The 26,384-nt window shown below is 32.1% G+C and carries 25 protein-coding genes, 1 tRNA gene and 1 pseudogene; 24 read left to right on the top strand and 3 right to left on the bottom strand.

Going from position 1 to position 26,384, the window contains the following annotated elements; translation table 11 throughout:
- Positions 1-5: 5 nt before the first annotated feature.
- Together BDW31_RS01710 and BDW31_RS01705 are read left to right on the top strand one after the other, a co-directional pair.
- A complete protein-coding gene (locus BDW31_RS01710; RefSeq protein WP_037549451.1) occupies positions 6-587 on the top strand; it encodes an XTP/dITP diphosphatase in 582 nt (193 codons plus the stop codon).
- Positions 587-1,096, top strand: a complete 510-nt coding sequence (locus BDW31_RS01705) for a YfcE family phosphodiesterase (RefSeq protein ID WP_053024652.1) — start codon at positions 587-589, stop codon at positions 1,094-1,096. The genes BDW31_RS01710 and BDW31_RS01705 overlap by 1 nt, the downstream gene beginning before the upstream one ends.
- Positions 1,097-1,500: 404 nt before the next feature.
- Here the strand turns inward: BDW31_RS01705 and BDW31_RS01700 are convergent.
- Positions 1,501-1,574: transfer RNA gene (locus BDW31_RS01700), tRNA-Arg, on the bottom strand.
- Positions 1,575-2,406: 832 nt separating this feature from the next.
- On the opposite strand from BDW31_RS01700, the gene BDW31_RS01695 reads away from it, so the two are divergent.
- The 4 genes from BDW31_RS01695 to BDW31_RS01680 all read left to right on the top strand — a co-directional run bounded on the left by BDW31_RS01695 (position 2,407) and on the right by BDW31_RS01680 (position 3,736).
- The gene (locus tag BDW31_RS01695; protein WP_011276028.1) at positions 2,407-2,541 is read left to right on the top strand and encodes a phenol-soluble modulin PSM-beta-3; all 135 of its coding nucleotides are present in this window, start codon (positions 2,407-2,409) and stop codon (positions 2,539-2,541) included.
- A gap of 59 nt (positions 2,542-2,600) precedes the next feature.
- The gene (locus tag BDW31_RS01690; protein WP_011276027.1) at positions 2,601-2,735 is read left to right on the top strand and encodes a phenol-soluble modulin PSM-beta-2; all 135 of its coding nucleotides are present in this window, start codon (positions 2,601-2,603) and stop codon (positions 2,733-2,735) included.
- Between the two features lie 64 nt (positions 2,736-2,799).
- Entirely contained in the window at positions 2,800-2,934 is a 135-nt protein-coding gene (locus BDW31_RS01685; protein ID WP_037552386.1) for a phenol-soluble modulin PSM-beta-1, read from the top strand.
- Between the two features lie 109 nt (positions 2,935-3,043).
- Positions 3,044-3,736: a YjjG family noncanonical pyrimidine nucleotidase gene (locus tag BDW31_RS01680; protein WP_037552385.1), complete on the top strand. Its 693-nt coding sequence runs from the start codon at positions 3,044-3,046 to the stop codon at positions 3,734-3,736.
- A gap of 83 nt (positions 3,737-3,819) precedes the next feature.
- On the opposite strand, the gene BDW31_RS01675 is transcribed toward BDW31_RS01680, so the two are convergent.
- Positions 3,820-4,263, bottom strand: a complete 444-nt coding sequence (locus BDW31_RS01675; protein WP_037552384.1) for an N-acetyltransferase — start codon at positions 4,261-4,263, stop codon at positions 3,820-3,822.
- A 190-nt stretch (positions 4,264-4,453) separates the two neighbouring features.
- On the opposite strand from BDW31_RS01675, the gene bshC reads away from it, so the two are divergent.
- From bshC to BDW31_RS01585, 18 genes are all read left to right on the top strand, one after another.
- Positions 4,454-6,067, top strand: a complete 1,614-nt coding sequence (gene bshC / locus BDW31_RS01670) for a bacillithiol biosynthesis cysteine-adding enzyme BshC (RefSeq protein ID WP_053024653.1) — start codon at positions 4,454-4,456, stop codon at positions 6,065-6,067.
- 140 nt (positions 6,068-6,207) lie between these two features.
- The gene (mraZ, locus tag BDW31_RS01665) at positions 6,208-6,639 is read left to right on the top strand and encodes a division/cell wall cluster transcriptional repressor MraZ (RefSeq protein ID WP_011276022.1); all 432 of its coding nucleotides are present in this window, start codon (positions 6,208-6,210) and stop codon (positions 6,637-6,639) included.
- 14 nt (positions 6,640-6,653) lie between these two features.
- On the top strand, positions 6,654-7,589 hold the full coding sequence (rsmH, locus tag BDW31_RS01660; protein ID WP_053024654.1) for a 16S rRNA (cytosine(1402)-N(4))-methyltransferase RsmH: 936 nt from the start codon (positions 6,654-6,656) through the stop codon (positions 7,587-7,589).
- Between the two features lie 13 nt (positions 7,590-7,602).
- Positions 7,603-8,004 carry a cell division protein FtsL gene (gene ftsL / locus BDW31_RS01655; RefSeq protein WP_037552382.1) on the top strand — a complete coding sequence of 134 codons (402 nt, stop codon included), beginning with the start codon at positions 7,603-7,605 and terminating at the stop codon, positions 8,002-8,004.
- Positions 7,985-10,303, top strand: a complete 2,319-nt coding sequence (locus tag BDW31_RS01650; protein ID WP_110709009.1) for a penicillin-binding protein — start codon at positions 7,985-7,987, stop codon at positions 10,301-10,303. The genes ftsL and BDW31_RS01650 overlap by 20 nt, the downstream gene beginning before the upstream one ends.
- A 293-nt stretch (positions 10,304-10,596) precedes the next feature.
- Positions 10,597-11,562, top strand: coding sequence for a phospho-N-acetylmuramoyl-pentapeptide-transferase (gene mraY / locus BDW31_RS01645; protein WP_011276018.1), 966 nt, complete (start codon positions 10,597-10,599; stop codon positions 11,560-11,562).
- Between the two features lies 1 nt (position 11,563).
- Positions 11,564-12,913, top strand: a complete 1,350-nt coding sequence (murD, locus tag BDW31_RS01640) for a UDP-N-acetylmuramoyl-L-alanine--D-glutamate ligase (RefSeq protein ID WP_037552379.1) — start codon at positions 11,564-11,566, stop codon at positions 12,911-12,913.
- A 15-nt stretch (positions 12,914-12,928) separates the two neighbouring features.
- Positions 12,929-14,257: a cell division protein FtsQ/DivIB gene (locus BDW31_RS01635; RefSeq protein WP_053024656.1), complete on the top strand. Its 1,329-nt coding sequence runs from the start codon at positions 12,929-12,931 to the stop codon at positions 14,255-14,257.
- 103 nt (positions 14,258-14,360) lie between these two features.
- Positions 14,361-15,794 (top strand): cell division protein FtsA, encoded by a 1,434-nt coding sequence (ftsA, locus tag BDW31_RS01630; protein WP_053024657.1) that lies wholly within the window; start codon positions 14,361-14,363, stop codon positions 15,792-15,794.
- A 29-nt stretch (positions 15,795-15,823) separates the two neighbouring features.
- A complete protein-coding gene (gene ftsZ, locus BDW31_RS01625; RefSeq protein WP_037552375.1) occupies positions 15,824-17,005 on the top strand; it encodes a cell division protein FtsZ in 1,182 nt (393 codons plus the stop codon).
- A gap of 231 nt (positions 17,006-17,236) precedes the next feature.
- Positions 17,237-18,028 carry a peptidoglycan editing factor PgeF gene (pgeF, locus tag BDW31_RS01620; RefSeq protein WP_053024658.1) on the top strand — a complete coding sequence of 264 codons (792 nt, stop codon included), beginning with the start codon at positions 17,237-17,239 and terminating at the stop codon, positions 18,026-18,028.
- 98 nt (positions 18,029-18,126) lie between these two features.
- Positions 18,127-18,795 carry a YggS family pyridoxal phosphate-dependent enzyme gene (locus tag BDW31_RS01615; RefSeq protein ID WP_037536278.1) on the top strand — a complete coding sequence of 223 codons (669 nt, stop codon included), beginning with the start codon at positions 18,127-18,129 and terminating at the stop codon, positions 18,793-18,795.
- Positions 18,796-18,806: 11 nt separating this feature from the next.
- Complete coding sequence (locus tag BDW31_RS01610) at positions 18,807-19,400, top strand: cell division protein SepF (protein WP_037552373.1); 594 nt, start codon at positions 18,807-18,809, stop codon at positions 19,398-19,400.
- Positions 19,401-19,412: 12 nt separating this feature from the next.
- Entirely contained in the window at positions 19,413-19,703 is a 291-nt protein-coding gene (locus tag BDW31_RS01605; RefSeq protein WP_037552372.1) for a YggT family protein, read from the top strand.
- A 33-nt stretch (positions 19,704-19,736) separates the two neighbouring features.
- The gene (locus BDW31_RS01600; RefSeq protein WP_110709007.1) at positions 19,737-20,564 is read left to right on the top strand and encodes a YlmH family RNA-binding protein; all 828 of its coding nucleotides are present in this window, start codon (positions 19,737-19,739) and stop codon (positions 20,562-20,564) included.
- A 42-nt stretch (positions 20,565-20,606) separates the two neighbouring features.
- Positions 20,607-21,281 (top strand): DivIVA domain-containing protein, encoded by a 675-nt coding sequence (locus tag BDW31_RS01595; RefSeq protein WP_053024659.1) that lies wholly within the window; start codon positions 20,607-20,609, stop codon positions 21,279-21,281.
- Positions 21,282-21,506: 225 nt separating this feature from the next.
- On the top strand, positions 21,507-24,257 hold the full coding sequence (ileS, locus tag BDW31_RS01590; RefSeq protein ID WP_053024660.1) for an isoleucine--tRNA ligase: 2,751 nt from the start codon (positions 21,507-21,509) through the stop codon (positions 24,255-24,257).
- Positions 24,258-24,619: 362 nt separating this feature from the next.
- Positions 24,620-26,110, top strand: a complete 1,491-nt coding sequence (locus tag BDW31_RS01585) for an NAD(P)H-binding protein (protein ID WP_181414817.1) — start codon at positions 24,620-24,622, stop codon at positions 26,108-26,110.
- Positions 26,111-26,187: 77 nt separating this feature from the next.
- Here the strand turns inward: BDW31_RS01585 and BDW31_RS01580 are convergent.
- Positions 26,188-26,384, bottom strand: a pseudogene (locus BDW31_RS01580) (IS5/IS1182 family transposase); the annotation flags it as partial.

The raw sequence follows: 26,384 nt of genomic DNA, 5'->3' as shown, positions 1-26,384 counted from the left end.
TATGAATGGCAGACATCGTAATTGCTACAAATAATAAAGGTAAAATTAATGATTTTAAATCAATTTTTCCCAATGACAATGTGATAGGTATATCAGAACTAATAAAAGACTTTGATGTAGAGGAAACGGGAACAACTTTTGAAGAGAATGCACGATTAAAGTCTGAAGAAGCTGCAAAAGTATTGAATAAACGTGTGATAGCAGATGATAGTGGATTAGAGGTATTTGCTCTAAATGGCGAACCTGGCGTTTATTCAGCTAGATATGCAGGATCAGATAAGAGTGATGATGCTAATATTGATAAATTATTAAATAATTTAGATAGTATCGAAAATCGAGATGCACAATTTGTTTGCATCATTAGTATGAGTGCACCTAATGAAACTACTCAAACTTTCAAAGGTACTGTTTCTGGAGTGATTACTACTGAAAGACAGGGCGAGCATGGTTTTGGTTATGATCCTATTTTCTATGTGCCTGAAAAAGGTAAAACTATGGCTCAACTTACAGCAACAGAAAAGAGTGAAATCAGTCATAGAGGTAATGCAATTAAAAAATTGAATGCTTATTTGGAGAGTGAAAAGTAATGACAAAGTGGCTTATCGTCAGTGACAATCATACAGAATCTGGTATTTTATATTACTTATATGAAGCGCATAAGGATGCTGATGTTTTATTACATTTAGGGGATTCAGAATTTGAATATAATGATACTGAACTAAGCCTATATAGAAGAGTAAAAGGAAATTGTGACTTTTATCCTGAATTTCCTAATGAAGAAGAAGTGGAAATTAAAGGTATAAAGGCTTTATATACTCATGGACATTTGTATTCGGTAAATCAAACTCGTATGCATTTAGCACAAAAAGCTAAATCTCAGGGAAGTCAATTTGCATTTTATGGTCATACTCATGTTGCAAAATATGAGCATTTAGATGGTGTACATGTCATAAATCCAGGCAGTATATCACAATCTCGCAGTAGTATTGAAGAAACGTTTGCCGAACTCATTATTGATGAAATGAATGGTAGTGCTATTCTAAACTATAGAAATCGAGATAATCATATTATAGAAACGATTGAATTTGAAGTTTGATATATAGACACTTAAGCATTTAATTAACTCCTAAGTTTTTATGCCAATACATATAATATTGGTTAATAGAATATTAATATTGAATGGAGTTTTTAAATTGTGAAGTGAAAAACTAACGTCTTTAACGTTTTATTTTGCAATAGTCACTTTGGTCATTTCAATAATTAATTTAATACTTACAATTAAAATCTAAATTTTTTAGGTAAAAAAGTTATTGATCACGTGTCAAATATGTGTCAAAATTTTTAAACTAACAACATAATAATATTTTCTTAGAAACTCGTCATAACATGGCGGGTTTTTCTATTTTTGATGCAGTTTAGCTTAGTTACAAGACAAAATAAAAAGAACGCCGTCATAACAGCGTTCTCAACATAAAAATATATGTAATTTTTAGTTAATGACGTCCTGGGAGGGATTCGAACCCCCGACCGATGGCTTAGAAGGCCATTGCTCTATCCAGCTGAGCTACCAGGACATGAATTTTTAACACAAGAATAATTATAGCTAAAGAAACATTATTTAGCAATAGCTTTAATATAAAAAAAGTTTATATTTTTCACTAATTATGTGTATTTGTAACTCATATCGACTATGTGCAAGTGCAATAAGACATAAAGTCGAGCAATTGAATTAATATCTTCAAGCCATATGGACGCAGAAGTAATCAAATGTATAGAACCAATAGGAAGCATTATAAGCAACTATGAACAAACTATAAACATCTATGAATGAATAAAGTAATAAATAGATCCTAAGTGTTGAAATTATTCTCATCTATTATTCATATACTCAATCCAATTACAAAATAAAAGTATCATGATAAATAGTGAAATACAGAAATTAATAAAGTTACAATGACTAACATTACGATTAATTAAATAGTTGAAAAGGACTAGAGTATATTCACTTGTCTGTTTAGATAAATGGTTGTAATTAGAATCCTTGACTTGCAATGGTCTCTTAGTAGGTTAAAGCGTTTATAAAACAAGATGAATTTTAAAGAAATATAAAGCTAATGTAAAGGTCTTGTAAACGTTTGCAGAATTGTCAGATTTTGCACAACATATTTGAATGCCTAAGTGTGTTTTATATAATCAAAGGTCTACAGTTTTGATGTCTAATTTATAAGTTAAGAAAGATAGAACGCAAATAGCATAAATCACTATATAGTATAAGTAACAAAACGATAGGTAAACAAAAACTTACCAATTAATCGTTTTTGGTTTTAAGAAATAGCTTAATGTATCTATTGAATTTTATACATTAAGATTTAAATACTTTAAATAAAAAGAAATGGAGCGATTTAAATGTCAAAATTAGTACAAGCAATTTCAGATGCAGTTCAAGCAGGCCAAAACCAAGATTGGGCTAAATTAGGTACAAGCATTGTAGGTATCGTAGAAAATGGTGTTGGCATTTTAGGTAAATTATTCGGATTCTAAGTTTCCACATATAACATTTATTGAAAATATAAATAAACATTTTAAAGGAGATAGTAATCATGGAAAAAATCGCAAACGCAGTAAAAAGTGCAATTGAAGCAGGTCAAAACCAAGACTGGACTAAATTAGGTACAAGTATCTTAGATATCGTTTCAAACGGTGTAACTGAATTAAGTAAAATCTTTGGTTTCTAATTTAACGTTTATTTTAAAACTTAGTTTAAATCCTAAAAAATTATAGAGAAATGGAGAGATAAATATGCAAAAATTAGCAGAAGCAATTGCAACAGCAGTACAAGCAGGACAAGATAAAGACTGGGGTAAAATGGGTACAAGCATCGTAGGTATCGTAGAAAACGGAATCAGTGTTTTAGGTAAAATTTTCGGCTTCTAATTTGAAATTTTAATTATCATGGACCAGGGCAAGCGCTCTGGTCTTTTTTAATTTATAAATATATTTCTGTTAAAATAGATTTTAGAAAATAAACGTTAAGGATGAAAATATGAAATATAATACAATATTATTAGACTTCGATGATACATTAGTTGATTTTTATGATGCTGAAGATAAAGCTTTTCACAATATGGCCAAACATTATCATCATTACCCAACAGCAGAAGACTTTCAATTTTTTAAACAAATTAATCAGGCACATTGGGAGGCTTTTCAAAAGAATAAACTAACTAAAGAAGAAGTTCTTTCAAACAGATTCATTGAATATTTTAATCATTATGGTATTGAAGTGGATGGTAAACAAGCAGATGTTACTTTTAGGGATGAATTAGCTAAAGCACCCATTAAGCATTTTGATTCCACTCTAGAAACGATAGATCGATTAGCTCAAAACAATGAGCTTTATATTGTTACTAATGGTGTTACAGATACTCAAAAAAGACGTATCGCACAATTACAATTTAAAGACACATTTGATGGTGTATTTATATCAGAGGAAACGGGTTATCAAAAGCCAATGATTGAGTTTTTTGATTATGTGTTTGAAAAAATTGGTGAGGACAAACGAAAATCTACCATTATTGTTGGTGATTCATTAACTTCAGATGTATTAGGTGGAAAAAATGCGGGAATAGCTACATGCTGGTTTAATGTAAGAAATAAAAAGAATAATTCTGATATAAATCCAGATTATGAAATTAAATCATTGAGTGAATTAGTTGATTTAATTGAAAATGAGTAAAAACATTTTATGCAAAAAAGTTGGAGTGGTAAAGGTTCTGATTGAACTTTTATCACTCCATAGCTTTTCCATATTCTAATTAATTATTTAGGAGACCATACGAGTACATCATGACCTTCAGGATTTTTAGCGTGTACATCCTCAAAATCTTGATTCATTAAAAAATCTTTAGAATTTTGACGTGCAATGGCTTTGATAGGCATATGATAAGATTTTGCATAATCAATGAGTGACTGACCGTAACCTTTATTTTTATAGTTATCTAAAACTTCTAATTTCCAAAGTAGTAAATAATCATCGAATTCTGGAAAGTAAATTTCCTCAACGTCACCCTTTTTTAGTAAAGCCATTCGGGCAACAAGGTTTTCACCGTGAAAGATGCCATAGAATGGTGATTCAGAACTGGCATCGATCATTTGGCCTTGTAGTTCTTCAACCATGTATAAATCTTTGTTACCGAATTCTCTAAAAGCCTCAAACAATTCGTCTGTTTTATAATTAATTTCAAGATGTTTTACTTCACTCATTTGCGTTATCCCCCTTATTTCTTTTGTTATATTATAACTTAAATAATATGTAAATTTCATTCAATTGTATTTTCAGGACGAAAGGGTAAATTTCACTTCAAAAATTATAAATTTTTAAGCCGTTAAATTGTCATATAATGCTATAATCTTTATACTATATGAGTAATAGTTATGTTGAAGGAGTATAGATATGGACTGTCGAGTAACTCATTTTAAAGAAAAAGATTCATTTATTTCAAAATTAAAAGAAAGTGATAAAAGTTTATTAGAATTTTATCAATATAACCCAGTTGAGACAGTTAGTTTCACGACTAGAATGAAACGTGCTAATAATGGTAGAGAAAAACAATTAGCACAAATCATTAAAGACTATATGGCGGATTTGAAATTAACTACTTCTCAGCTAGAGCATATTGAGGCGCTTGAACAAGGAGCTAAAGTAGTTATTGGAGGTCAACAATCAGGATTGTTTGGGGGACCTTTATACACTTTCCATAAAATTCTTTCGATAGTAACGTTAAGTAGTCAACTAACTAAAGAATACGGTGAAACGGTTGTTCCTGTGTTTTGGATTGCTGGGGAGGATCATGATTTTGATGAAGTGAATCATACGTATGTTTATAATGTGAAAGAGGCGCAATTAAAGAAAGTGAAGTACCATACAATGACGCCTCCAGAAACAAATATTTCAAGATATACTCCTGATAAGGAAGCTATGCTTAATGCATTAAATCTTTTCTTCGAAGAATTAAAAGAAACTAAACATTCTAAACCTTTATATAGATTATGCGTGGATATTATTAATGAGTTTGATACTTGGACTGATATATTTAAGGCTTTATTGCATACGGTCTTTAAAGAACACGGTGTGCTACTCATCGATGCACAGAACGATAAGCTTAGACAACTTGAAAAGCCATTACTCAAAGAAATAGTAAATAATCATTCTAAAATTAATCAAGTATTCAGACAAACACAAGAGCAAACCATTGCATCGGGATTAACACAAATGATACAGACAGATACTAATGTACATTTGTTCCTTCATGAGGATGGTATGCGTCAATTAATATCAAAAGAAGATAATCATTTTAAATTAAGTAAATCTGATATTACCTACTCTGAAGAGGAATTAATTGAATTAATAGAGACAGAGCCGGAGCGTTTCTCAAACAACGTCGTTACGAGACCAGTTATGGAAGAATGGCTATTTAATACAGTAGCATTCATAGGTGGTCCAAGTGAAATTAAATATTGGGCAGAACTAAATAATGTATTCAAATTACTTAATGTAGAAATGCCAATAGTTCTTCCACGTATGAAGATGACATATATGATGGAAAGAACACAAAAACTACTTAAACAATACAGCCTTAATGCTGAAAAAGTTATTCAAGATGGTATCGATGATGACAAAAATGAATTTGTACGTGAAAAAGCTTCCGATACGTTTATACAACAAGTAGAAGAATTGAAAGCAAAACATGAAAATGTGTATCAACAATTATTAAATGAAGTTAAGGAAAATCAAGATAATTTCAATTTAGTAAATAAAAATGAAGAAATTCATAATAAACAATTTGATTATTTACTGAAACGCTATTTGTTAAATATTGAACGTGAGAATGATATTAGTATGAGACAATTTAGAGAATTAGATTTATCATTACATCCTCACCACGGATTACAAGAAAGAATCTGGAATCCACTACAAATTATGAATGATTTTGGGATTGATGTGTTTAGTCCCTCCACTTTCCCACCACTTGAATACACATTTGATCAAATCATCATTAAACCTTAATAAATCAAGCTTTAGACCTATTTTATCGAAATGATAAAATAGGTTTTTTTGTATAAAAAAAGAATTTTAAGATATTTTACAGAATTAGTGGAGGATAGTGGGGATATGTGGTAAATTATAAATAAGGTGAGGTGATAATAATGTTCATGGGAGAATACGAACATCAACTTGATGCTAAAGGACGTATGATAATTCCATCTAAGTTTAGATATGACTTAAACGAACGTTTTATTATCACGCGAGGCCTTGATAAATGTTTGTTCGGTTACACACTTGAAGAGTGGCAACAAATAGAAGAAAAAATGAAAACCTTACCTATGACAAAGAAAGACGCACGTAAGTTTATGCGTATGTTCTTCTCAGGTGCCATCGAAGTGGAATTGGATAAGCAAGGGCGTATTAACATTCCTCAAAATTTGAGGAAGTACGCTAGTTTAACTAAAGAATGTACAGTAATAGGTGTTTCAAATCGAATTGAAATTTGGGATAGAGAAACTTGGAATGATTTTTATGATGAATCTGAAGAGAGTTTCGAAGATATTGCTGAAGATTTAATAGATTTTGATTTTTAATGGAGGAATAAGTCGTGTTTCATCATATTAGCGTCATGCTTAACGAAACAATTGATTATTTAGACATCAAAGAAGATGGTATTTACGTAGACTGTACGCTTGGTGGCGCGGGTCATGCACTCTATTTATTAAATCAATTAAACGATGATGGTAGATTAATTGCGATTGATCAAGACACTACAGCATTAGATAATGCTAAAGAGGTATTGAAAGATCATCTACATAAAGTCACGTTCGTACATAGTAACTTTAGAGAATTAACTGACATTTTAAAAAACTTAAACATTGAAAAGGTAGACGGAATTTATTATGACTTAGGCGTTTCTAGTCCACAGTTGGATGTTCCAGAGCGAGGATTTAGTTATCATCATGATGCTAAACTTGATATGAGAATGGATCAAACGCAGCAACTTAGCGCATACGAAGTAGTCAATCAATGGCCATATGAAGCACTTGTTAAGATTTTTTATCGTTATGGTGAAGAGAAATTTTCTAAACAAATAGCGAGACGAATTGAAGCACAACGTGAACATCAGCCTATCGAAACTACATTAGAGCTAGTTGACATCATTAAAGAAGGCATTCCTGCTAAAGCTCGAAGAAAAGGTGGTCATCCTGCAAAGCGTGTATTTCAAGCTATACGTATTGCCGTTAATGACGAATTATCTGCATTCGAAGATTCAATTGAGCAGGCAATCGAGCTTGTAAAAGTTGGAGGCAGAATTTCAGTAATCACTTTCCATTCTTTAGAAGACAGATTATGCAAACAAATGTTTCAAGAGTATGAAAAGGGTCCTGATGTGCCTAGAGGGTTACCAATTATTCCTGAAGCTTACACACCTAAACTCAAGAGAGTAAATCGCAAACCAATTACGGCAACGGATACAGATTTGGATGAAAATAACAGAGCGCGCAGTGCTAAATTACGTGTTGCAGAAATTTTAAAATAAGGAGTAATTGACGATGGCTGTAGAAGAAATATATGAACCATATGAAGACGTCCAGCACAATAGTATACCGAAACAACAACCTCAATCGGAACCACAAACAAGAACAGTTACTAAGAAGGTTGTAGTTCAACTCACAAGATTTGAGAAATACTTATACATAACACTTGTTACTGCAATTGCAGTTATTGCTATTTATATGCTATCTTTAAAAATGGATGCGTATGATACGAATGGAAAGATTGCAGATTTAGACTCCAAAATTGAACAACAATCAAGTGAAAATAGCGCAATTCAATCTGAAATTAAAAAAAGTTCTTCTTACCAACGCATTTACGATAAGGCTAAAGCACAAGGTATGAGCCTAAATAACAACAATGTAAAGGTAGTGCGTACAAATGGCGAAGCGAAAAATTAAAATTAGAAAAAATAAATTAGGAGCAGTCCTCCTTGTTGGTATATTCGGACTGCTCTTTTTTATATTGGTTTTAAGATATTCATATATTATGATCACAGGACATTCTGATGGACAAGATTTAGTAATGCGAGCGAATGAAAAATATTTAGTTCAAAACAATGAACAAGCTGAACGAGGCAAGATTTATGATAGAAACGGTAAAATTCTTGCCGAAGATGTCGAAAGATATAAAGTTGTAGCGGTAGTCGATAAGAGCGCAGGTAAAAATGGAGATAAACCTCGCTATGTAGAGGATAAAAAGAAGACAGCTAAAGAACTTTCTAAAATTATAGACATGAAACCGGAAGAAATTGAAAAACGACTTAATCAGAAAAAAGCATTCCAAGTGGAATTTGGTCAAAAAGGAACTAATTTAACTTATCAAGATAAACAGAAACTGGAAAAAATGGACTTACCAGGTATTACATTATATCCAGAAACTGAACGCTTTTATCCAAATGGTAATTTTGCGTCTCACTTAATAGGAATGGCACAAAAAAATCCAGATACAGGCGAATTAAAAGGTGCACTTGGTGTTGAAAAAATCTTTGATAATTATTTAAGTGGAACTAAAGGTGCATTATCTTATATACAAGATATTTGGGGATATATTGCTCCAAATACTAAAAATGAAAAATCACCTAAACGTGGTGATGATGTTCATTTAACAATTGATTCAAATGTTCAAATATTCGTTGAGGAAGCATTGGATGATATGGTTAAGAGATATCAACCAAAAGATTTATTTGCTGTTGTCATGGATGCTAAAACAGGTGAAATCTTAGCATTCAGTCAACGTCCTACGTTTAATCCTGAGACAGGTGAAGATTTCGGAAAAAAATGGGCGAATGATTTATATCAAAATACGTATGAACCAGGTTCTACTTTTAAATCATTTGGTTTAGCGGCAGCTATACAGGAAGGTAAGTTTGATCCTAAGAAAAAATATGAGTCTGGACATCGTGATATCATGGGTTCTAGAATTTCCGACTGGAATAAAACTGGTTGGGGCGAAATTCCAATTTCATTAGGCTTTACTTATTCTTCAAATACGCTGATGATGCACTTACAAGACTTAGTAGGTGCTGACAAAATGAAATCATGGTACGAAAGATTTGGTTTTAGCAAACCAACTGGTGGTCTATTTGATGGTGAAGCAGAAGGTAATATTGCTTGGTCGAATGAATTACAACAAAAAACGTCAGCATTCGGGCAATCTACAACTGTTACGCCGGTACAAATGATTCAGGCACAATCTGCTTTCTTTAATAAAGGAAATATGCTTAAACCATGGTTTGTGAATAGTATTAAAAATCCAATTTCCAAAAAGACATTCTATCAAGGCAAAAAAGAAATTGCTGGCAAACCAATTACTGCTTCTACCGCTAGTAAAGTGGAAACAGAATTAGATAAAGTAGTTAATAGTAAGAAGAGTCATGCGATGAATTATAGAGTAGATGGTTATGATATTGAAGGTAAGACAGGTACTGCCCAAGTGGCGGATGAAAAGAGCGGCGGATATGTTAAGGGTGAAAACCCATACTTTGTAAGTTTCATTGGTGATGCGCCTAAGAAAAATCCCAAAGTTATTGTTTATGCCGGTATGAGCTTAGCTCAAAAGAATGATCAAGAAGCTTATGAAATGGGTGTAAGTAAGGCTTTCAAACCAATTATGGAAAATACACTTAAATATTTAAATGTAGGTTCTAAAAAAGATGAAACTAAATCTGCACAATATTCAAAAGTACCAAATGTAACTGGACAATCTACTGATAAAGCAAAAGAAAGTTTGAAATCTGAAGATTTACAAGCAACCGTTATTGGTAATGGAGATAACGTCAAATCTCAATCAATTAAAGCCAATAAAAAATTATTGCCTAATAGTAAGGTGCTCTTGTTAACTGATGGTGATATTACAATGCCAAATATGAAAGGTTGGACAAAAGATGATGTACTTGCCTTTCAAGAATTAACTGGCATTAACGTTACAACTAAAGGTAGTGGCTATGTAACAAAACAATCGGTTAACAATGGAACCACATTAAAAGACAATAGTAAGGTTGAAATTGAATTATCTCCAGAAGATCCTGACGATACATCGACGAATACAAATGACAATGAGACAGCATCAAATGACTCTACTAATAAAGATAAAGCTAGTTCTTCTTCAGAGGATAAGGAAAAAAGCAATAAGAATGATACTTCAAGCTCTTCTGAACAAGAACAACAGACAAACAATAGTCAAGATTCCAACGAGTAATTATAATTTGAATTGAAAAAGTAGATGATAAGTTATGAGAATTGAATGAACGTCTAAAAGTTGTGACAAGCATATTGAGCATAGGTTACAAAATAGAACTTTAGTAGCAAATATAAGTGAGGGGGGTGGTTATATCATTCCCTTCTCAGCTCGTGTTAATTCAAAGGGCGTCATACAATCTCATACAAATTTTAAATGAATTTACTTTAAAATATTGATAAAATGAACGAGATATTATCAATTAATAAACTCAGAAGACAAAACAAAAAATTAAATATATAAAGGAGACAATTATGCTTTTTATACTTGCGGTTATCGCACTATTAATTACTTTTATCTTAGTACCTATTTTAATTCCAACGCTTAAGCGAATGAAATTTGGACAAAGCATTCGTGAAGAAGGTCCACAAAGCCATATGAAAAAAACAGGCACACCGACAATGGGTGGTTTGACTTTTCTAATTAGCATTATCATTACCTCAATTATTGCAATTTTCTTTGTAGATAATTCAAATCCAATCATTTTATTATTATTTGTGACAATTGGTTTTGGTTTAATAGGTTTTATTGATGATTACATCATCGTAGTTAAGAAAAACAACCAAGGTTTAACAAGTAAGCAGAAATTTTTAGCACAAATTGCAATTGCAGTAGTATTCTTTTTACTAAGTGATGTTTTCCATCTTGTAGAATTTTCAACTAATCTAAACATACCTTTTACAAATATTAGTATTCCATTATCTTTTGCATATGTGATTTTTATTGTTTTTTGGCAAGTTGGGTTCTCAAATGCTGTGAATTTAACAGATGGTTTAGATGGTTTAGCAACAGGATTATCAATCATTGGTTTTACAATGTATGCCATTATGAGCTTTGTTTTAGATTCACCAGCAATTGGAGCATTTTGTATTATAATGATTTTTGCATTATTAGGATTTCTACCGTATAACCTCAATCCCGCAAAGGTATTTATGGGAGACACTGGTAGTTTAGCTTTAGGTGGAATTTTCGCAACGATTTCAATTATGCTAAATCAAGAATTATCATTGTTACTAATTGGGCTAGTATTTGTAATTGAAACTGCTTCAGTTATGTTACAAGTTGCTTCATATAAACTTACAAAAAAACGTATCTTTAAGATGAGCCCGATTCATCATCACTTTGAATTAAGTGGTTGGGGAGAATGGAAAGTAGTGACAGTGTTCTGGACAGCAGGTTTAATTTCAGGATTAATCGGATTATGGATAGGAGTGCATTAGCATGCTCAATTATACAGGATTAGAAAATAAAGATGTTCTTGTAGTAGGACTAGCCAAAAGCGGATATGAAGCAGCTAAGTTATTAATCAAATTAGGTGCCAATGTGACTGTAAATGATGGTAAAGACTTGTCACAAGATCCTCATGCCAAGGATTTAGAGGCGCTAGGAGTTAAAATAGTTGATGGTGGACATCCTTTATCACTATTAGATAATGAGCCAATTATAGTAAAAAATCCTGGTATACCTTATACAGTCTCTATAATTCAAGAAGCATATCAGCGACATTTAAAAATATTAACTGAAGTAGAATTAAGTTATTTAATATCAGAAGCACCGATTATAGCTGTAACTGGAACTAATGGTAAAACAACTACGACTTCTTTAATTGGCGATATGTTTAAGAAAAGTAGATTGACTGGTAGACTATCTGGCAATATAGGCTATGTAGCATCTAAAGTAGCACAAGAAACATCACCTAATGAATATCTAATAACTGAATTATCTTCATTCCAATTATTAGGTGTAGAGCAATATCGTCCGCATATTGCGATTATCACAAATATATATTCTGCTCATCTAGATTATCACGAAACGCTTGAAAACTATCAAAACGCAAAGAAACAGATTTACAAAAATCAAACAGAAAATGATTACCTAATATGTAATTATCATCAAAGACATCTAATTGAGTCTGAAAATTTGAAAGCTAAAACATTGTATTTCTCTACTCAACAGGAAGTAGACGGTATTTATATTAAAGATGGGTTTATTGTTTACAAAGGAATAAGAATCATTAATATAGATGATTTAGTATTACCTGGAGAACATAATCTAGAAAATATTCTAGCTGCAGTGTTAGCTTCAATCTTAGCTGGTGTTCCAATAAAAGCAATTATAGATAGTTTAACGACATTTTCTGGTATAGATCACAGATTACAATATATAGGTACAAATCGCACTAACAAGTATTACAATGATTCTAAAGCTACAAACACACTTGCTACACAATTTGCATTAAATTCATTCAAACAACCAACCGTTTGGTTATGTGGTGGTTTAGATCGTGGTAATGATTTCGATGAATTAATACCTTATATGAAGAATGTACGTGTCATGGTTGTTTTTGGTCAAACTCAAGAAAAATTTGCTAAGCTTGGCAATAGTCAAGGTAAGTTAGTGGTGAAAGCTACAGATATTGAAGACGCTGTTAAAAAGGTACAAGATGTAGTCGAACCGAATGACGTTGTCTTACTATCACCTGCATGTGCAAGTTGGGATCAATATAAAACATTTGAAGAACGTGGAGAAAGATTTATAGAAAGTTTCCGTGCCCACTTACCATCTTATTAAAGGTTGTGAAATCAAGTGAAAGATAAACGACGTAAAGATAATAAAGTGAGCTCGATTCAAAGTCTTATTGAAAAAAGAAATCGAGAATTAAACAATGAAGAACACCTTTCAAATCATGATGCTAATCATAAGGATAAGAATAAAGTTTCCACAGATGACGCTCAATTGTATAAAATTAATAAGCCTAATGAGACCTCTAAACAACAAGATCAAAATCAATCAATAGATGAAGATAACTTTAATAATCAATCAAATGAATCCGAACAATTGGAACAAAATGAAGCAATTGAACAATCTAACGAAACATCTGGTGAAAATGCTCAAAGCGTTGAAAGTACTAAAACGAATGATAGTCACAGACTCTCCACTAATTCTAGTGAAAACATATATAAGCTATCTATTAAAGATAGAGTTAAAGAGTTCAATGACAATCGTAAAAGAAAAAAACATGCCAAGAGTACACAATTTGATCATTTATCACCACAAGAGAGAAAAGAACAATTAAGAATTCAGCGAAGGAAGCGTCAAAAAAGAATTCAGTACGTTATCATTACATTTTTAGTATTATTAATAATTTTATTTTTACTCTACATGTTTACACCACTAAGTAGAATTTCTAATATTAAAATTAGTGGAAATAACAATGTGAGTAACAGTCAAGTTGAAAAAGCTTTGGATGTGAAAGATAATTCAAGAATGTATACCTATAGTAAACGTAAAGGTGTTCAAAATCTGAAGAAGAATGATTTAATAAAAGACGTAAAAATTAAAAAGCAATTACCGAATACGTTAAAAGTGCAAATAACTGAAAATCAAGTTGTAGGTGTTGTTAAAGAAAAGGATAAATATGTGCCAATTATAGAAGGAAATCAAGAATTGAAAAACTTTGATGGTAATATTGCTGGAAGTGGACCTATTTTAGAAGGATTTAAAGGTGAAGAAAAAAGCAACATGATTAAATCTTTATCTAAGATGTCTCCAGACATTAGAGATATGATTTCAGAGATTAAGTACGCACCTAAGCAAAATACTCAAAATCGAATTCTTTTATATATGCAAGATGATATGCAAATAGTTGGTAACATTAAAACGATTGCTAATAAAATTAAATATTATCCTCAAATGTCACAATCTTTATCAAAAGACGACTCTGGTAACTTGAAAACCCAAGGTTATATAGATTTATCTGTAGGTGCATCATTTATACCGTATAATGAAAACAGTAGTGGAGATTCAAAATCTGATCAAAATGTTCGTCAAAAATCACAACAAGAAACTGATGCAAAAGATGAGTTACAAAGCGCTTTAAATAAAATTAACGAACAATCAGATTCAAATAATTAAAAAATTTCGATATTAATATGTGTTTATAGTTCACAAGCCTTACGACGTATTGTAAACTAAACATAGTGTATTTTAATAGTAATTTGTCAGGAGGTGCCTATCTATGGAGGAACATTACTATGTAAGCATAGATATTGGTTCATCAAGTGTAAAAACAATAGTAGGCGAAAAATTTCACAATGGAATAAATGTGATAGGTACAGGACAAACCTACACTAGCGGTATCAAGAACGGATTAATTGATGATTTCGACATTGCTAAACAAGCAGTTAAAGATACAATTAAAAAAGCTTCTATCGCATCAGGTGTAGACATTAAAGAAGTTTTCTTAAAATTACCTATCATAGGTACTGAAGTATATGATGAAGTAAATGAAATTGATTTTTATGAAGATACTGAAATAAACGGCACACACATTGAAGAAGTGTTAGAAGGTATTCGTCAAAAAAATGATGTAGCGGATACTGATGTAATTGATGTATTCCCTATTCGTTTTATTGTGGATGGGGATAATGAAGTATCAGACCCTAAAGAATTGATTGCTAGACACTCATTAAGAGTTGAAGCAGGAGTTATTGCAATTCATAAATCTATCTTAATCAACATGATTAAATGTGTAGAATCATGTGGCGTAGATGTTTTAGATGTTTATTCAGATGCTTATAATTATGGTTCAATTCTTACAGCTACTGAAAAAGAATTAGGAGCATGTGTAATAGATATTGGTGAAGATTTAACTCAAATTGCCTTTTATGAGCGTGGAGAATTAGTAGACGCTGATTCAATTGAATTAGCAGGTCGCGATATTACTGATGATATTGCTGAAGAACTAAATACTACATATGAAACGGCTGAAAAGATTAAACATCAATATGGTCATGCTTATGCTAATTCTGCATCAGATCAAGATGTATTTAGTGTAGATCAAGTAGACAGTGATGAATTAGTTGAATATACTCAAAAAGATTTAAGTGCTGTAATTGAGAGAACAATGCAAGATATCTTTGATGAGGTGTTTGATGTATTAGTTGAGTTAGGGTTAACTAGAGTGAACGGTGGTTTCATTGTAACTGGCGGTTCTTCAAACTTATTAGGAGTTAAAGAATTACTTAATACGATGGTAAATGAAAAGATTAGAGTTCATACACCGTCACAAATGGGTATCAGAAAGCCAGAATTCACATCAGCTATTTCTACTATATCTAGTAGCATCACTTTTGATGAGTTGCTCGATTATGTTACAATGAGTTATCAAGATAATGATGAGTTTGAAGAAGAAGTTATTGAAGATAACGAGAGAGAACATACTTCTAAACCAGGTGGATTTGACTGGTTTAAACGTAAGTCAAATAAAAATGAAGATACTTATGAAGAAGACTACAACGAACCACATGAAAGAACTGATAAAGTAGACGACTACGATAAGTATGATAGCAATGAAAGTCATCACGATACGACAGAACATTATGATGATCAAGAGCAACCTCAAAAAGAAGAGGGCAAATTTAAAAAACTTATGAAATCTCTATTTGAATGATGGGCCAAAAAGACTAGGAGGAAATATAAATGTTAGAATTTGAACAAGGATTTAATCATTTAGCGACATTAAAAGTCATAGGTGTAGGTGGCGGTGGTAACAACGCTGTTAACCGTATGATCGACCATGGCATGAACAATGTAGAATTTATTGCAATTAATACAGACGGACAAGCTTTAAACTTATCTAAAGCAGAATCTAAAATCCAAATTGGTGAGAAATTAACACGCGGACTTGGTGCTGGTGCAAATCCAGAAATTGGTAAAAAAGCAGCTGAAGAGTCACGTGAACAAATTGAAGATGCAATCCAAGGTGCAGATATGGTATTTGTAACTGCTGGTATGGGTGGCGGTACTGGTACAGGTGCTGCACCAGTAGTAGCTAAGATTGCTAAAGAAATGGGAGCATTAACTGTTGGTGTAGTAACACGTCCATTCGGTTTTGAAGGACGTAAACGTTCAACTCAAGCGGCAGCTGGTGTTGAATCTATGAAAGCAGCAGTTGATACATTAATTGTTATCCCTAACGATCGCTTATTAGATATCGTTGATAAATCAACTCCAATGATGGAAGCATTTAAAGAAGCAGATAATGTATTACGTCAAGGTGTTCAAGGTATCTCTGACTTAATCGCTGTATCAGGTGAAGTAAACTTAGACTTTGCTGACGTTAAAACAATTATGTCTAACCAAGGTTCTGCTTTAATGGGTATTGGTGTCTCTTCTGGAGAGAACAGAGCAGTTGAAGCAGCTAAAAAAGCAATTTCATCACCATTACTTGAAACTTCAATCGTTGGCGCTCAAGGTGTGTTAATGAACATCACTGGTGGGGAATCACTATCATTATTTGAAGCTCAAGAAGCGGCTGACATCGTGCAAGATGCTGCAGATGAAGATGTAAATATGATCTTTGGTACAGTTATCAATCCTGAACTACAAGATGAAATTGTAGTAACTGTAATTGCTACTGGTTTTGAAGATAAACCAACTTCACAAGGACGTAAAGCTTCAAGTACTGGTTTCGGAACAAGTGTAACTTCAAGCACTTCAACACAAGCAAGTACGCCTAGAGAAGAATCATTCTCTCAAAGCTCATCAAGCTCTCGTTCTTCTGAAAGTGTATCAGAAAGAAATCATACTACTAAAGATGACGATATTCCTAGCTTTATCAGAAATAGAGAAGAAAGACGTTCTAGAAGAACTAGACGTTAATTTAAAATAAGTTTTGTCTATATTTCGTTGTATGGTTAAGTGTATTTATCGTCTTAATCATTCCTAATTGGGAGTAGAACGGCGAATTCACTTGTGGATTCATGTTCGCTCCCTTTTTATTTACTTTCAAGTAAAGTGAAGATTGTTATATAATATATCTATATTCAATTTTAGAGTAAGCTTTTTAGAAATCGACAAAAATAAAACTTTTAATTAAGGTGGTTTGATCTCGTGTCAGAGAAATTTGTAAAGTATCCCCATCACTTGAAATATGAATCTCAAGACTTGAAGTATGTCAAATTAGGATTCACTACAAGAGAAGGTGGCTATAGTCTATATCCGGAATCATCATTCAATATGGCAAGATATGTGGATGATAATCCTGAAAATATTACTAAACACCAAGAAATGTTGGCGGACGCGATTGGGTTTGAAAGAGCACAATGGGTGTTTCCAATTCAAACTCATGAAAATCGAGTAATGGAAATTTCGCAAAGTCATCGTGGAACTAACATCGATACATTAACAGATGATATGTATGGTATTGATGGGATTTATACATATGAACCTGATACGTTATTAACGATGTGCTACGCTGATTGTGTACCAGTTTATTTCTATAGTGAAAAACATCACTATGTAGGATTAGCACATGCTGGCTGGCGAGGTACATATGGTCAAATTGTTAGTGAAATGTTAAAGCAAATTGATTTTGATTATAATGATCTAAAGATTGTAATTGGACCATCTACATCAACTACATATGAAATTAATGATGATATTAAAGCAAAGTTTGAAACATTACCGATTAATGTAAAAGATTATATTGAAACTCGTGGAGAGAATCGACATGGTATTGATTTAAAACGTGCTAATGCTCTATTACTTAATCATTATGGTGTACCATTCGACAATATATATATAACTGATTATGCTACATCAGAGGATTTATCACTTTTCTTTTCATATCGAGTTGAAAAAGGTCAAACAGGTAGAATGTTGGCTTTTATAGGCCAAAAATAATCTCATTAGATTAGTTATATAAATAATAAATATTTAAATACATATGTGTTTATTAGTGATAACTAAACTTAACAAATGGTGAAGAGGTTGAGTAGAAAATGGATGTAAAACAAAATTTAAGAAATATTGAAAGTGAAATACAATCACACTTTAAAAATAGTGAAGCGTCTACCTTGCCAAACGTGATTGCAGTAACAAAATATGTTACAATAGACCGTGCTAAAGAAGCTTATGATGCTGGACTTAGACATTTTGGTGAAAATAGATTAGAAGGCTTTTTAGAGAAGAAATCTGCTTTGCCTAACGATGTTACTATGCACTTTATAGGTTCTTTACAATCTAGAAAAGTAAAAGAAGTCATAAACGAAATTGATTACCTACATGCACTAGATAGACTTAGTTTAGCTAAGGAAATTAATAAAAGAGCGGATCATGAGATTGCCTGCTTCATACAAGTCAATGTCTCAGGAGAAGAATCTAAACATGGTATTGCTTTGAATGAAGTTAATCACTTTATAGAACAAATTGAACAATATGATAAAATAAAAATTGTCGGATTAATGACAATGGCACCTTATACAGAAGACACTACATATATTCGACAGTTATTTAAACAATTACGAGTAAAACGAGATGAAATCAAAAACCTTAATTTAGATTATGCACCGTGTGACTATTTATCTATGGGAATGAGTAATGATTATGCAATTGCTGTAGAAGAAGGTGCTTCATTTATAAGAATTGGGACTAAACTTGTAGGAGAATAGGAGTGAGCCCCGTGGCTATTAAAGATTTATTTAATAATTTTTTTCTAATGGATGATGAAGAAGAAGTTGAAAGCCCTGAAGAGCGACAACGTCGTGTAGTTCAGAATGAAGAAAATGAAACAAACAATGTTCAACAGAATCAACCGCAACAATCAGAACGTTTATATAGTAATCAAAGTAAATTGAAAACAGTACCACAAAAGAAATCAACAAGAAATTATAACTCAGAAGAAAGGAATGTGCGTATGAATCAACCGCAATCAAAGTCAAACGGCAAAAATGTTGTTACAATGAATCAAACGTCGCAAAGTTATAGTGGTTATGAAAGTTCAAAAATGTGCTTATTCGAACCACGAGTATTTTCAGATACACAAGATATCGCGGATGAATTAAAAAACCGCCGTGCTACTTTAGTGAATTTACAACGTATTGATAAAATTTCAGCTAAACGCATTATTGATTTTTTAAGTGGAACAGTTTATGCAATTGGTGGAGATATTCAACGTGTAGGTACTGACATATTCCTTTGTACACCTGATAATGTAGAAGTTGCGGGAAGTATTACAGATCATATTGAACAAATGGAATCGCAACACTACGAATAAGGAGAACGTTATATGGATGTAGGTTTACTAGCTACCATTTTTGATTTTATAATTTTTCTAGTTCAAATATATTACTTTGGAATGATTATTTATTTCTTTACATCTTGGGTACCTAATATTAGAGAATCTAAGTTCGGTGAAATACTAGGTAAATTATATGAACCATTTTTAGAACCATTTAGAAAGATTATTCCACCAATAGGAATGATTGATATTTCTTCACTTGTAGCTTTGTTTGTACTTGTATTATTCCAAGCTGGGTTAAGAAGTATCTTTAATATGGTAATAGTTCATTTAATGTAATAATATATGGCTTTTAAGAGGCTGAGACAATACATGAGGTTGTTTCAACCTCTTTTATCATTTAATTTAGAATCAGAGAGGTGTAAGATAATCGATATTTATCAGCATTTTAGAGACGAAGAGCAAGGGTTAATAGATCAATTAATAGATAAGTGTGATCAAGTTGAACAGCAGTATGCGCCAATTTTGACAAACTTTCTCGATCCGAGAGGACAATATATACTTGAAGTCATAACAGGCAGTTATGAAGATATGGAAGTGACTTTTTTTGGTGGAGATAACGCAGAGAGAAAAAGAGGTATCATTGCTCCTAATTATTTTGAACCTGGGGAAGCTGACTTTGAAGAAGTATTAATTCAAATCAACTATCCAGAGAAGTTTGTTAATATACAACATCAAAATGTCCTAGGAACACTTATGTCATTAGGAATAGAGAGGGAACAAGTTGGTGATATTATTGTCGGTGACAGTATTCAATTTGTTTTGACAAAGCAATTAGAATCGTATATTATGTTGGAATTAACAAAGATAAAAGGTGCTACAGTTAAACTTAATTCTATTCCATTTAAAGATATGATACAATCAGTAGAGAATTGGAAAATTCAAGGTAGTACTGTAAGTGCATTGAGATTAGACGTCGTTTTAAAAGAAATGATTCATAAATCTCGAACAATAGCGAAACAATTAATTGAAAAGAAGCGCGTGAAAGTTAATCACACAATTATTGATTCACCAGATTTTCAAGTTAAAACTAATGATTTATTATCTATTCAAGGATTTGGAAGAGCTCAAATCATTGATATAGGTGGTAGGACTAAAAAAGACAAAATACACATAAATTATCGAACGCTATTTAAGTAATAAATATAAGTCAATTTAATGTTGATTTAAGGAGGATGTAGGATGCCTTTTACACCTAGTGAAATTAAAAATAAAGAATTTACAAAAGTGAAAAATGGTTTAGAACCAGCTGAAGTAAGTGATTATTTAAATCAATTAAGTAATGAAATTGAACGTTTAAAAGAAGAAAAAAAACAGCTTGAAAAAGTAATTGAAGAGAGAGATACTAATATTAAGTCTTATCAACAAGTTCATCAATCAGTAAGTGATGCCCTTGTTCAAGCTCAACAAGCTGGAGAAGAGATTAAATTGGCTGCTAATAAAGAAGCTGAAGCTGTTATCAGTAAAGCTCAAGCACAAGCAGATTTAATTGTTAATGACGCTATCGAAAAAGCACGTCATTTATCATTCCAAACTGAAGATATGAAACGTCAATCTAAAATATTCAGATCACGTTTCCGCATGCTAGTTGAAGCTCAATTAGATTTACTTAAAAATGATGATTGGGATTATTTATTAAATTATGATATCGATGCAGAAAAAGTCACACAAGAAAATTTCCAACATTTAAATAGCCAAGATATTACACCTGAAGAGCAACTTAGCGCTCAATCTCAACAATCTGAAAGTGTGCTTGCAAGCGAAAGTAATAACAGTACAACAGATTCACTAAGTACAAGTGAGAACGTTACTTCACAATCAAGCGTGAGTCAAAGCGAATCAACATCAAATAAATAATTGTTATAAAATGAGTCAGACAAGTAGGAGATAATAAACTTTTTACAGCGAATTAGGGTTGGTGAAAGCCTAATAAAAGTCTATCTCTTATATCACTGATTTTTACAAAGTAATATTATATATGAGAGAACTCTAAGTTGAGTTAACAAGGGTGGTACCGCGGTAAATCCGTCCCTTTTTAATTGAACTTAGAGTTCTTTTTACATTTAAGGAGTGAAATCAATTATGAACTATAAAGATACTTTATTAATGCCAAAGACTGACTTTCCTATGCGTGGTGGATTGCCAAATAAAGAACCACAAATCCAAGAACAATGGGAAGCTAACAATCAATACCAAAAAGCATTAGAAAAAAATAAAGGTAACCAATCTTACATCTTACATGATGGACCACCGTATGCTAATGGTAATTTGCATATGGGGCATGCGTTAAACAAAATTATTAAGGATATTATTGTACGTTATAAAACGATGCAAGGTTTTTACGCACCATACGTTCCAGGTTGGGATACACATGGCTTACCAATTGAACAAGCTTTGACTAAAAAGGGCGTAGATCGCAAAAAAATGTCAATTGCTGAATTTAGAGAAAAATGTAAGGAATTTGCGTTAGAACAAATCGAATTACAAAAGAAAGATTTCAAACGTCTTGGTGTACGAGGAGACTTTAATGATCCTTATATCACGCTTAAACCTGAATATGAAGCTGCTCAAATTCGTTTGTTTGGTGAGATGGCGGATAAAGGATTAATTTATAAAGGTAAGAAACCAGTTTATTGGTCACCGTCAAGTGAATCATCTTTAGCTGAAGCTGAAATTGAATATCATGATAAGCGTTCAGCATCTATCTATGTAGCATTTGACGTGAAAGATAATAAAGGTGTAGTAGATGAGGATGCTCAATTCATTATTTGGACAACTACTCCATGGACTATTCCATCTAACGTAGCGATTACAGTTCATCCTGATTTAAAATATGGTCAATATAATGTGAATGGCAAGAAATATATTATCGCACAAGCATTATCTGAAGATGTAGCAGAAGCTTTAGAATGGGATAAAGATGCCATTCAATTAGAAAAAGAATTTATAGGTAAAGAGTTAGAGTATGTTGAAGCACAACATCCTTTCTTAGATAGAATCTCACTTGTAATTAATGGTAATCATGTTACAACTGATGCTGGTACAGGTTGTGTTCATACCGCTCCTGGTCATGGTGAAGATGACTATATCGTTGGTCAAAAATATGATTTACCAGTTATTAGTCCTTTAGATGATAAAGGTGTGTTTACTGAAGAAGGTGGACAATTTGAAGGTATGTTTTATGATAAAGCTAACAAAGCAGTTACTGATTTATTAACTGAAAAAGACGCTTTATTAAAACTAAACTTTATTACACATAGTTACCCTCATGATTGGCGTACTAAGAAACCAGTTATCTTCCGTGCTACACCACAATGGTTTGCCTCTATTAATAAAGTAAGACAAGATATTTTAGATGCTATTGAAGAAACAGATTTCAAAGTGGATTGGGGTAAAACACGTATTTACAATATGATCCGTGATCGTGGAGAATGGGTTATTTCTCGTCAACGTGTTTGGGGAGTTCCATTACCTGTATTCTATGCCGAGAATGGTGATATCATTATGACGAAAGAAACAGTTAATCACGTAGCTGATTTGTTTGAAGAGTATGGTTCAAATATTTGGTTTGAAAGAGAAGCAAAAGACTTATTACCTGAAGGCTTTACACACCCTGGTAGTCCAAATGGTACCTTTACAAAAGAAATGGACATTATGGATGTTTGGTTTGACTCTGGTTCATCACATCGTGGTGTATTAGAAAATCGTCCAGAATTAAGTTTCCCAGCTGATCTATACTTTGAAGGTAGTGACCAATATCGTGGTTGGTTTAATTCTTCAATTACAACTGCTGTAGCAACTAGAGGTCAAGCGCCTTATAAATTCTTATTATCACACGGCTTTGTAATGGACGGTGAAGGTAAGAAAATGAGTAAATCACTAGGTAATGTTATTGTTCCTGACCAAGTTGTAAAACAAAAAGGTGCTGACATTGCACGTTTATGGGTAAGCAGTACTGATTATTTAGCAGACGTTCGTATTTCGGATGAAATCTTAAAACAAACTTCTGATGTATATCGTAAAATTAGAAATACTTTAAGATTTATGCTTGGTAATATTAACGATTTTAATCCTGATACTGATGCAATTCCTGAAACAGAATTACTTGAAGTCGATCGTTATTTACTAAATCGTTTACGTGAGTTTACTGCTAGCACAATTGAACATTATGATAACTTTGATTATTTAAATATTTATCAAGAAGTACAAAACTTTATTAATGTTGAATTGAGTAATTTCTACTTAGATTACGGTAAAGATATTCTTTATATTGAAGAGAAAAATGCGCATAAACGTCGTAGTATGCAAACTGTTCTATACCAAATCTTAGTTGATATGACTAAATTATTAGCACCTATTTTAGTTCACACAGCTGAAGAAGTTTGGACACACACACCACATGTAAAAGAAGAAAGTGTTCATTTAGCTGACATGCCTAAGGTAGTTGAAGTTGATCAAGCATTGCTTGACAAATGGAATCAATTCATGGCATTACGTGATGATGTAAACCGTGCGTTAGAAGTTGCACGTAATAATAAAGTTATTGGTAAGTCTCTTGAAGCTAAAGTTGTAATTGGTAATAACGACAACTTTAAAGCTGCAGAGTTCTTACAACAATTTGAAGATTTACAACAACTATTCATTGTTTCACAAGTTGAAGTTTCAGATTCTGTAGACAATGCAGAGGCTTATCAACATGGTGATATTAGAATTGATCATGCAGTGGGTGAAAAATGTGAAAGATGTTGGAACTATACTGAAGAATTAGGTTCAGTAGGTGAATTAGAACACTTATGTCCACGATGCCAAGAAGTAGTTAAAACTTTAGTTTAATAAATATATTATTGAAAACACATGGGACATAAATAATATAATAATCCTATTTTGCAATTTATTGTAGCTGACTGAATAGACAAGACGCTTAAATCAAAATTTTCTCAGTTCTAGTCATCCTTGAGGGCAGGCCCCCTACAAAGAAAATTTCATAAAGAAATTCTACAAGCAAAGCAAGTTGGGAGTTGGACAACGAATTTGAGAAGAATTCAGTCCGACTCCCTTTTTGTATTTACATTTATAATTTATAAGTAAAAATAATGACGATATGTAATGTTTCACTTTTTTAATAAAAGGCTATTTAAATGGATATATTCATTAAATCAAGATTATTCGACTATTTAATAATTAGGGGTGAAATCATTAGTAAAATCTTATTAACAGGTGCATCTGGTTATATTGGTGGACATTTAAAAGATCAATTAAAAATGCATCATGATATTATAGCAATTTCAAGGAATACTAGTAACAAAGAAAATGAAGAGAATGTTACTTGGAAAGCTGCTGATTTATTTGATTTAGATGAGATAACAGAAGTAATGGAAGGGGTAGATACTGCAATTTACCTTGTCCATTCTATGATGCCAAACGCCAAGTTAACGCAAGCAAACTTTGAAGATATGGATGCTTTATTAGCAGATAATTTTGCGAAAGCTGCAAAGAAACAAGGCGTTAAACATATTGTATTTATGAGTGGTTTAATTCCAAATGAAGATAAACTATCTGCTTATTTACGTAGTCGTTTGGAATGTGAAAAAATTCTAGGTTCTTATGGTATACCTGTAAGTACATTAAGAGCTGGATTAATTATTGGGGCTAAGGGAAGTTCTTATCCTATTTTAAAACGTTTAGTTGAACGATTGCCTGGTATGGTATTACCTAGTTGGGCATACAATATGATAGCACCAGTTTCAATTAATGATGTAATTAATAAACTGGCATTACTAGTAGAGCGAACATCACAACATAATGAGGTTTTTGACATTACAGGACCTGAAATTATGAATTATAAAGAATTAATACAACGTACAGCAGTAATGCTAAATAAGCGTTTGCGAATCGTTGATTTACCAATTATACCTATTTGGGTAAGTAGATATTGGGTACAACTCATTTCACAAATACCTAAACAAATGGTATACCCACTTATGAATAGTTTAGTTCATGATATGATTCCGCAACCAGAGCGCACGCATCCTGATATTTCTATTGGAGAGATGACGTATGAAGAAAGTGTGCAACAAGCGCTAGATGAAGAAAATGAAAATCAAAACAAATCAAAAAAATCGTCTAGTTCTAATAGTAAAGAACAAATTAAAGATGTTAGAGCAATATCACGCTTTAGAATCCCAGAAAATTATTCAATGGAAGATGTCTCAAAAACATATGCGAAGTTTATAAATAATATTACGTTACATTTAATTAATGGAACTATAAATAAAAATGAATTTAATATTAGTTTGCCATTTACTAATCAATTTATTTTAAAAATGGAACGTGACATGCAAGATTCTTCAAAAGATATGATTGTTTATAAAATCATAGGTGGTAATTTAGCATTATCTAATAATGGTGGCAATGCTAGATTTGAATTTAGACGCATCTTGGATTCAAATGAAGCTATTATTGCACTACAAGAATATGAACCGACGTTACCTTGGTCTGTTTATAAGTTTACACAGGCTAATATCCATAAATCTGTAATGGAATTATTTGTTAATCATATGAATAATCTTGCAGATAAAGATAAAGAAGCAACAACACAAAGTGATCAATTGTTTAGTACAATCGCGATGACTGCAGGAGCAGTTATAAGTGCATATGTTGGATCAAAAAATTTATCATTTGATTAAAGCCTAAATGACGAAAAATTAGTATTAATTTTAAGCTGAATATAATCCACGATTAATAACTTCATAATTAGTGAGAGAAGAGTCCGGGACATAAAGTTCTTGGATAAGTGAAAAAAAGACAATTTCTATTGAAATAATATAGAAATTGTCTTTTTTATAAATTTTTTGATTATTTTCAGCTCGTTGAGCTACTACTTTTCTTATATTAAGTGCCATTAATACAAAACCAAGTTCTCTTTTGACTTTATTGAGTCCTCGGACAGACATCCGAGTG

It is taken from the genome of Staphylococcus sp. AtHG25 (assembly GCF_003217445.1).
GTDB lineage: Bacteria > Bacillota > Bacilli > Staphylococcales > Staphylococcaceae > Staphylococcus > Staphylococcus haemolyticus.
Note: the sequence above shows the minus strand (reverse complement) of the source record. Positions and strands in the feature narration are given on the sequence as shown.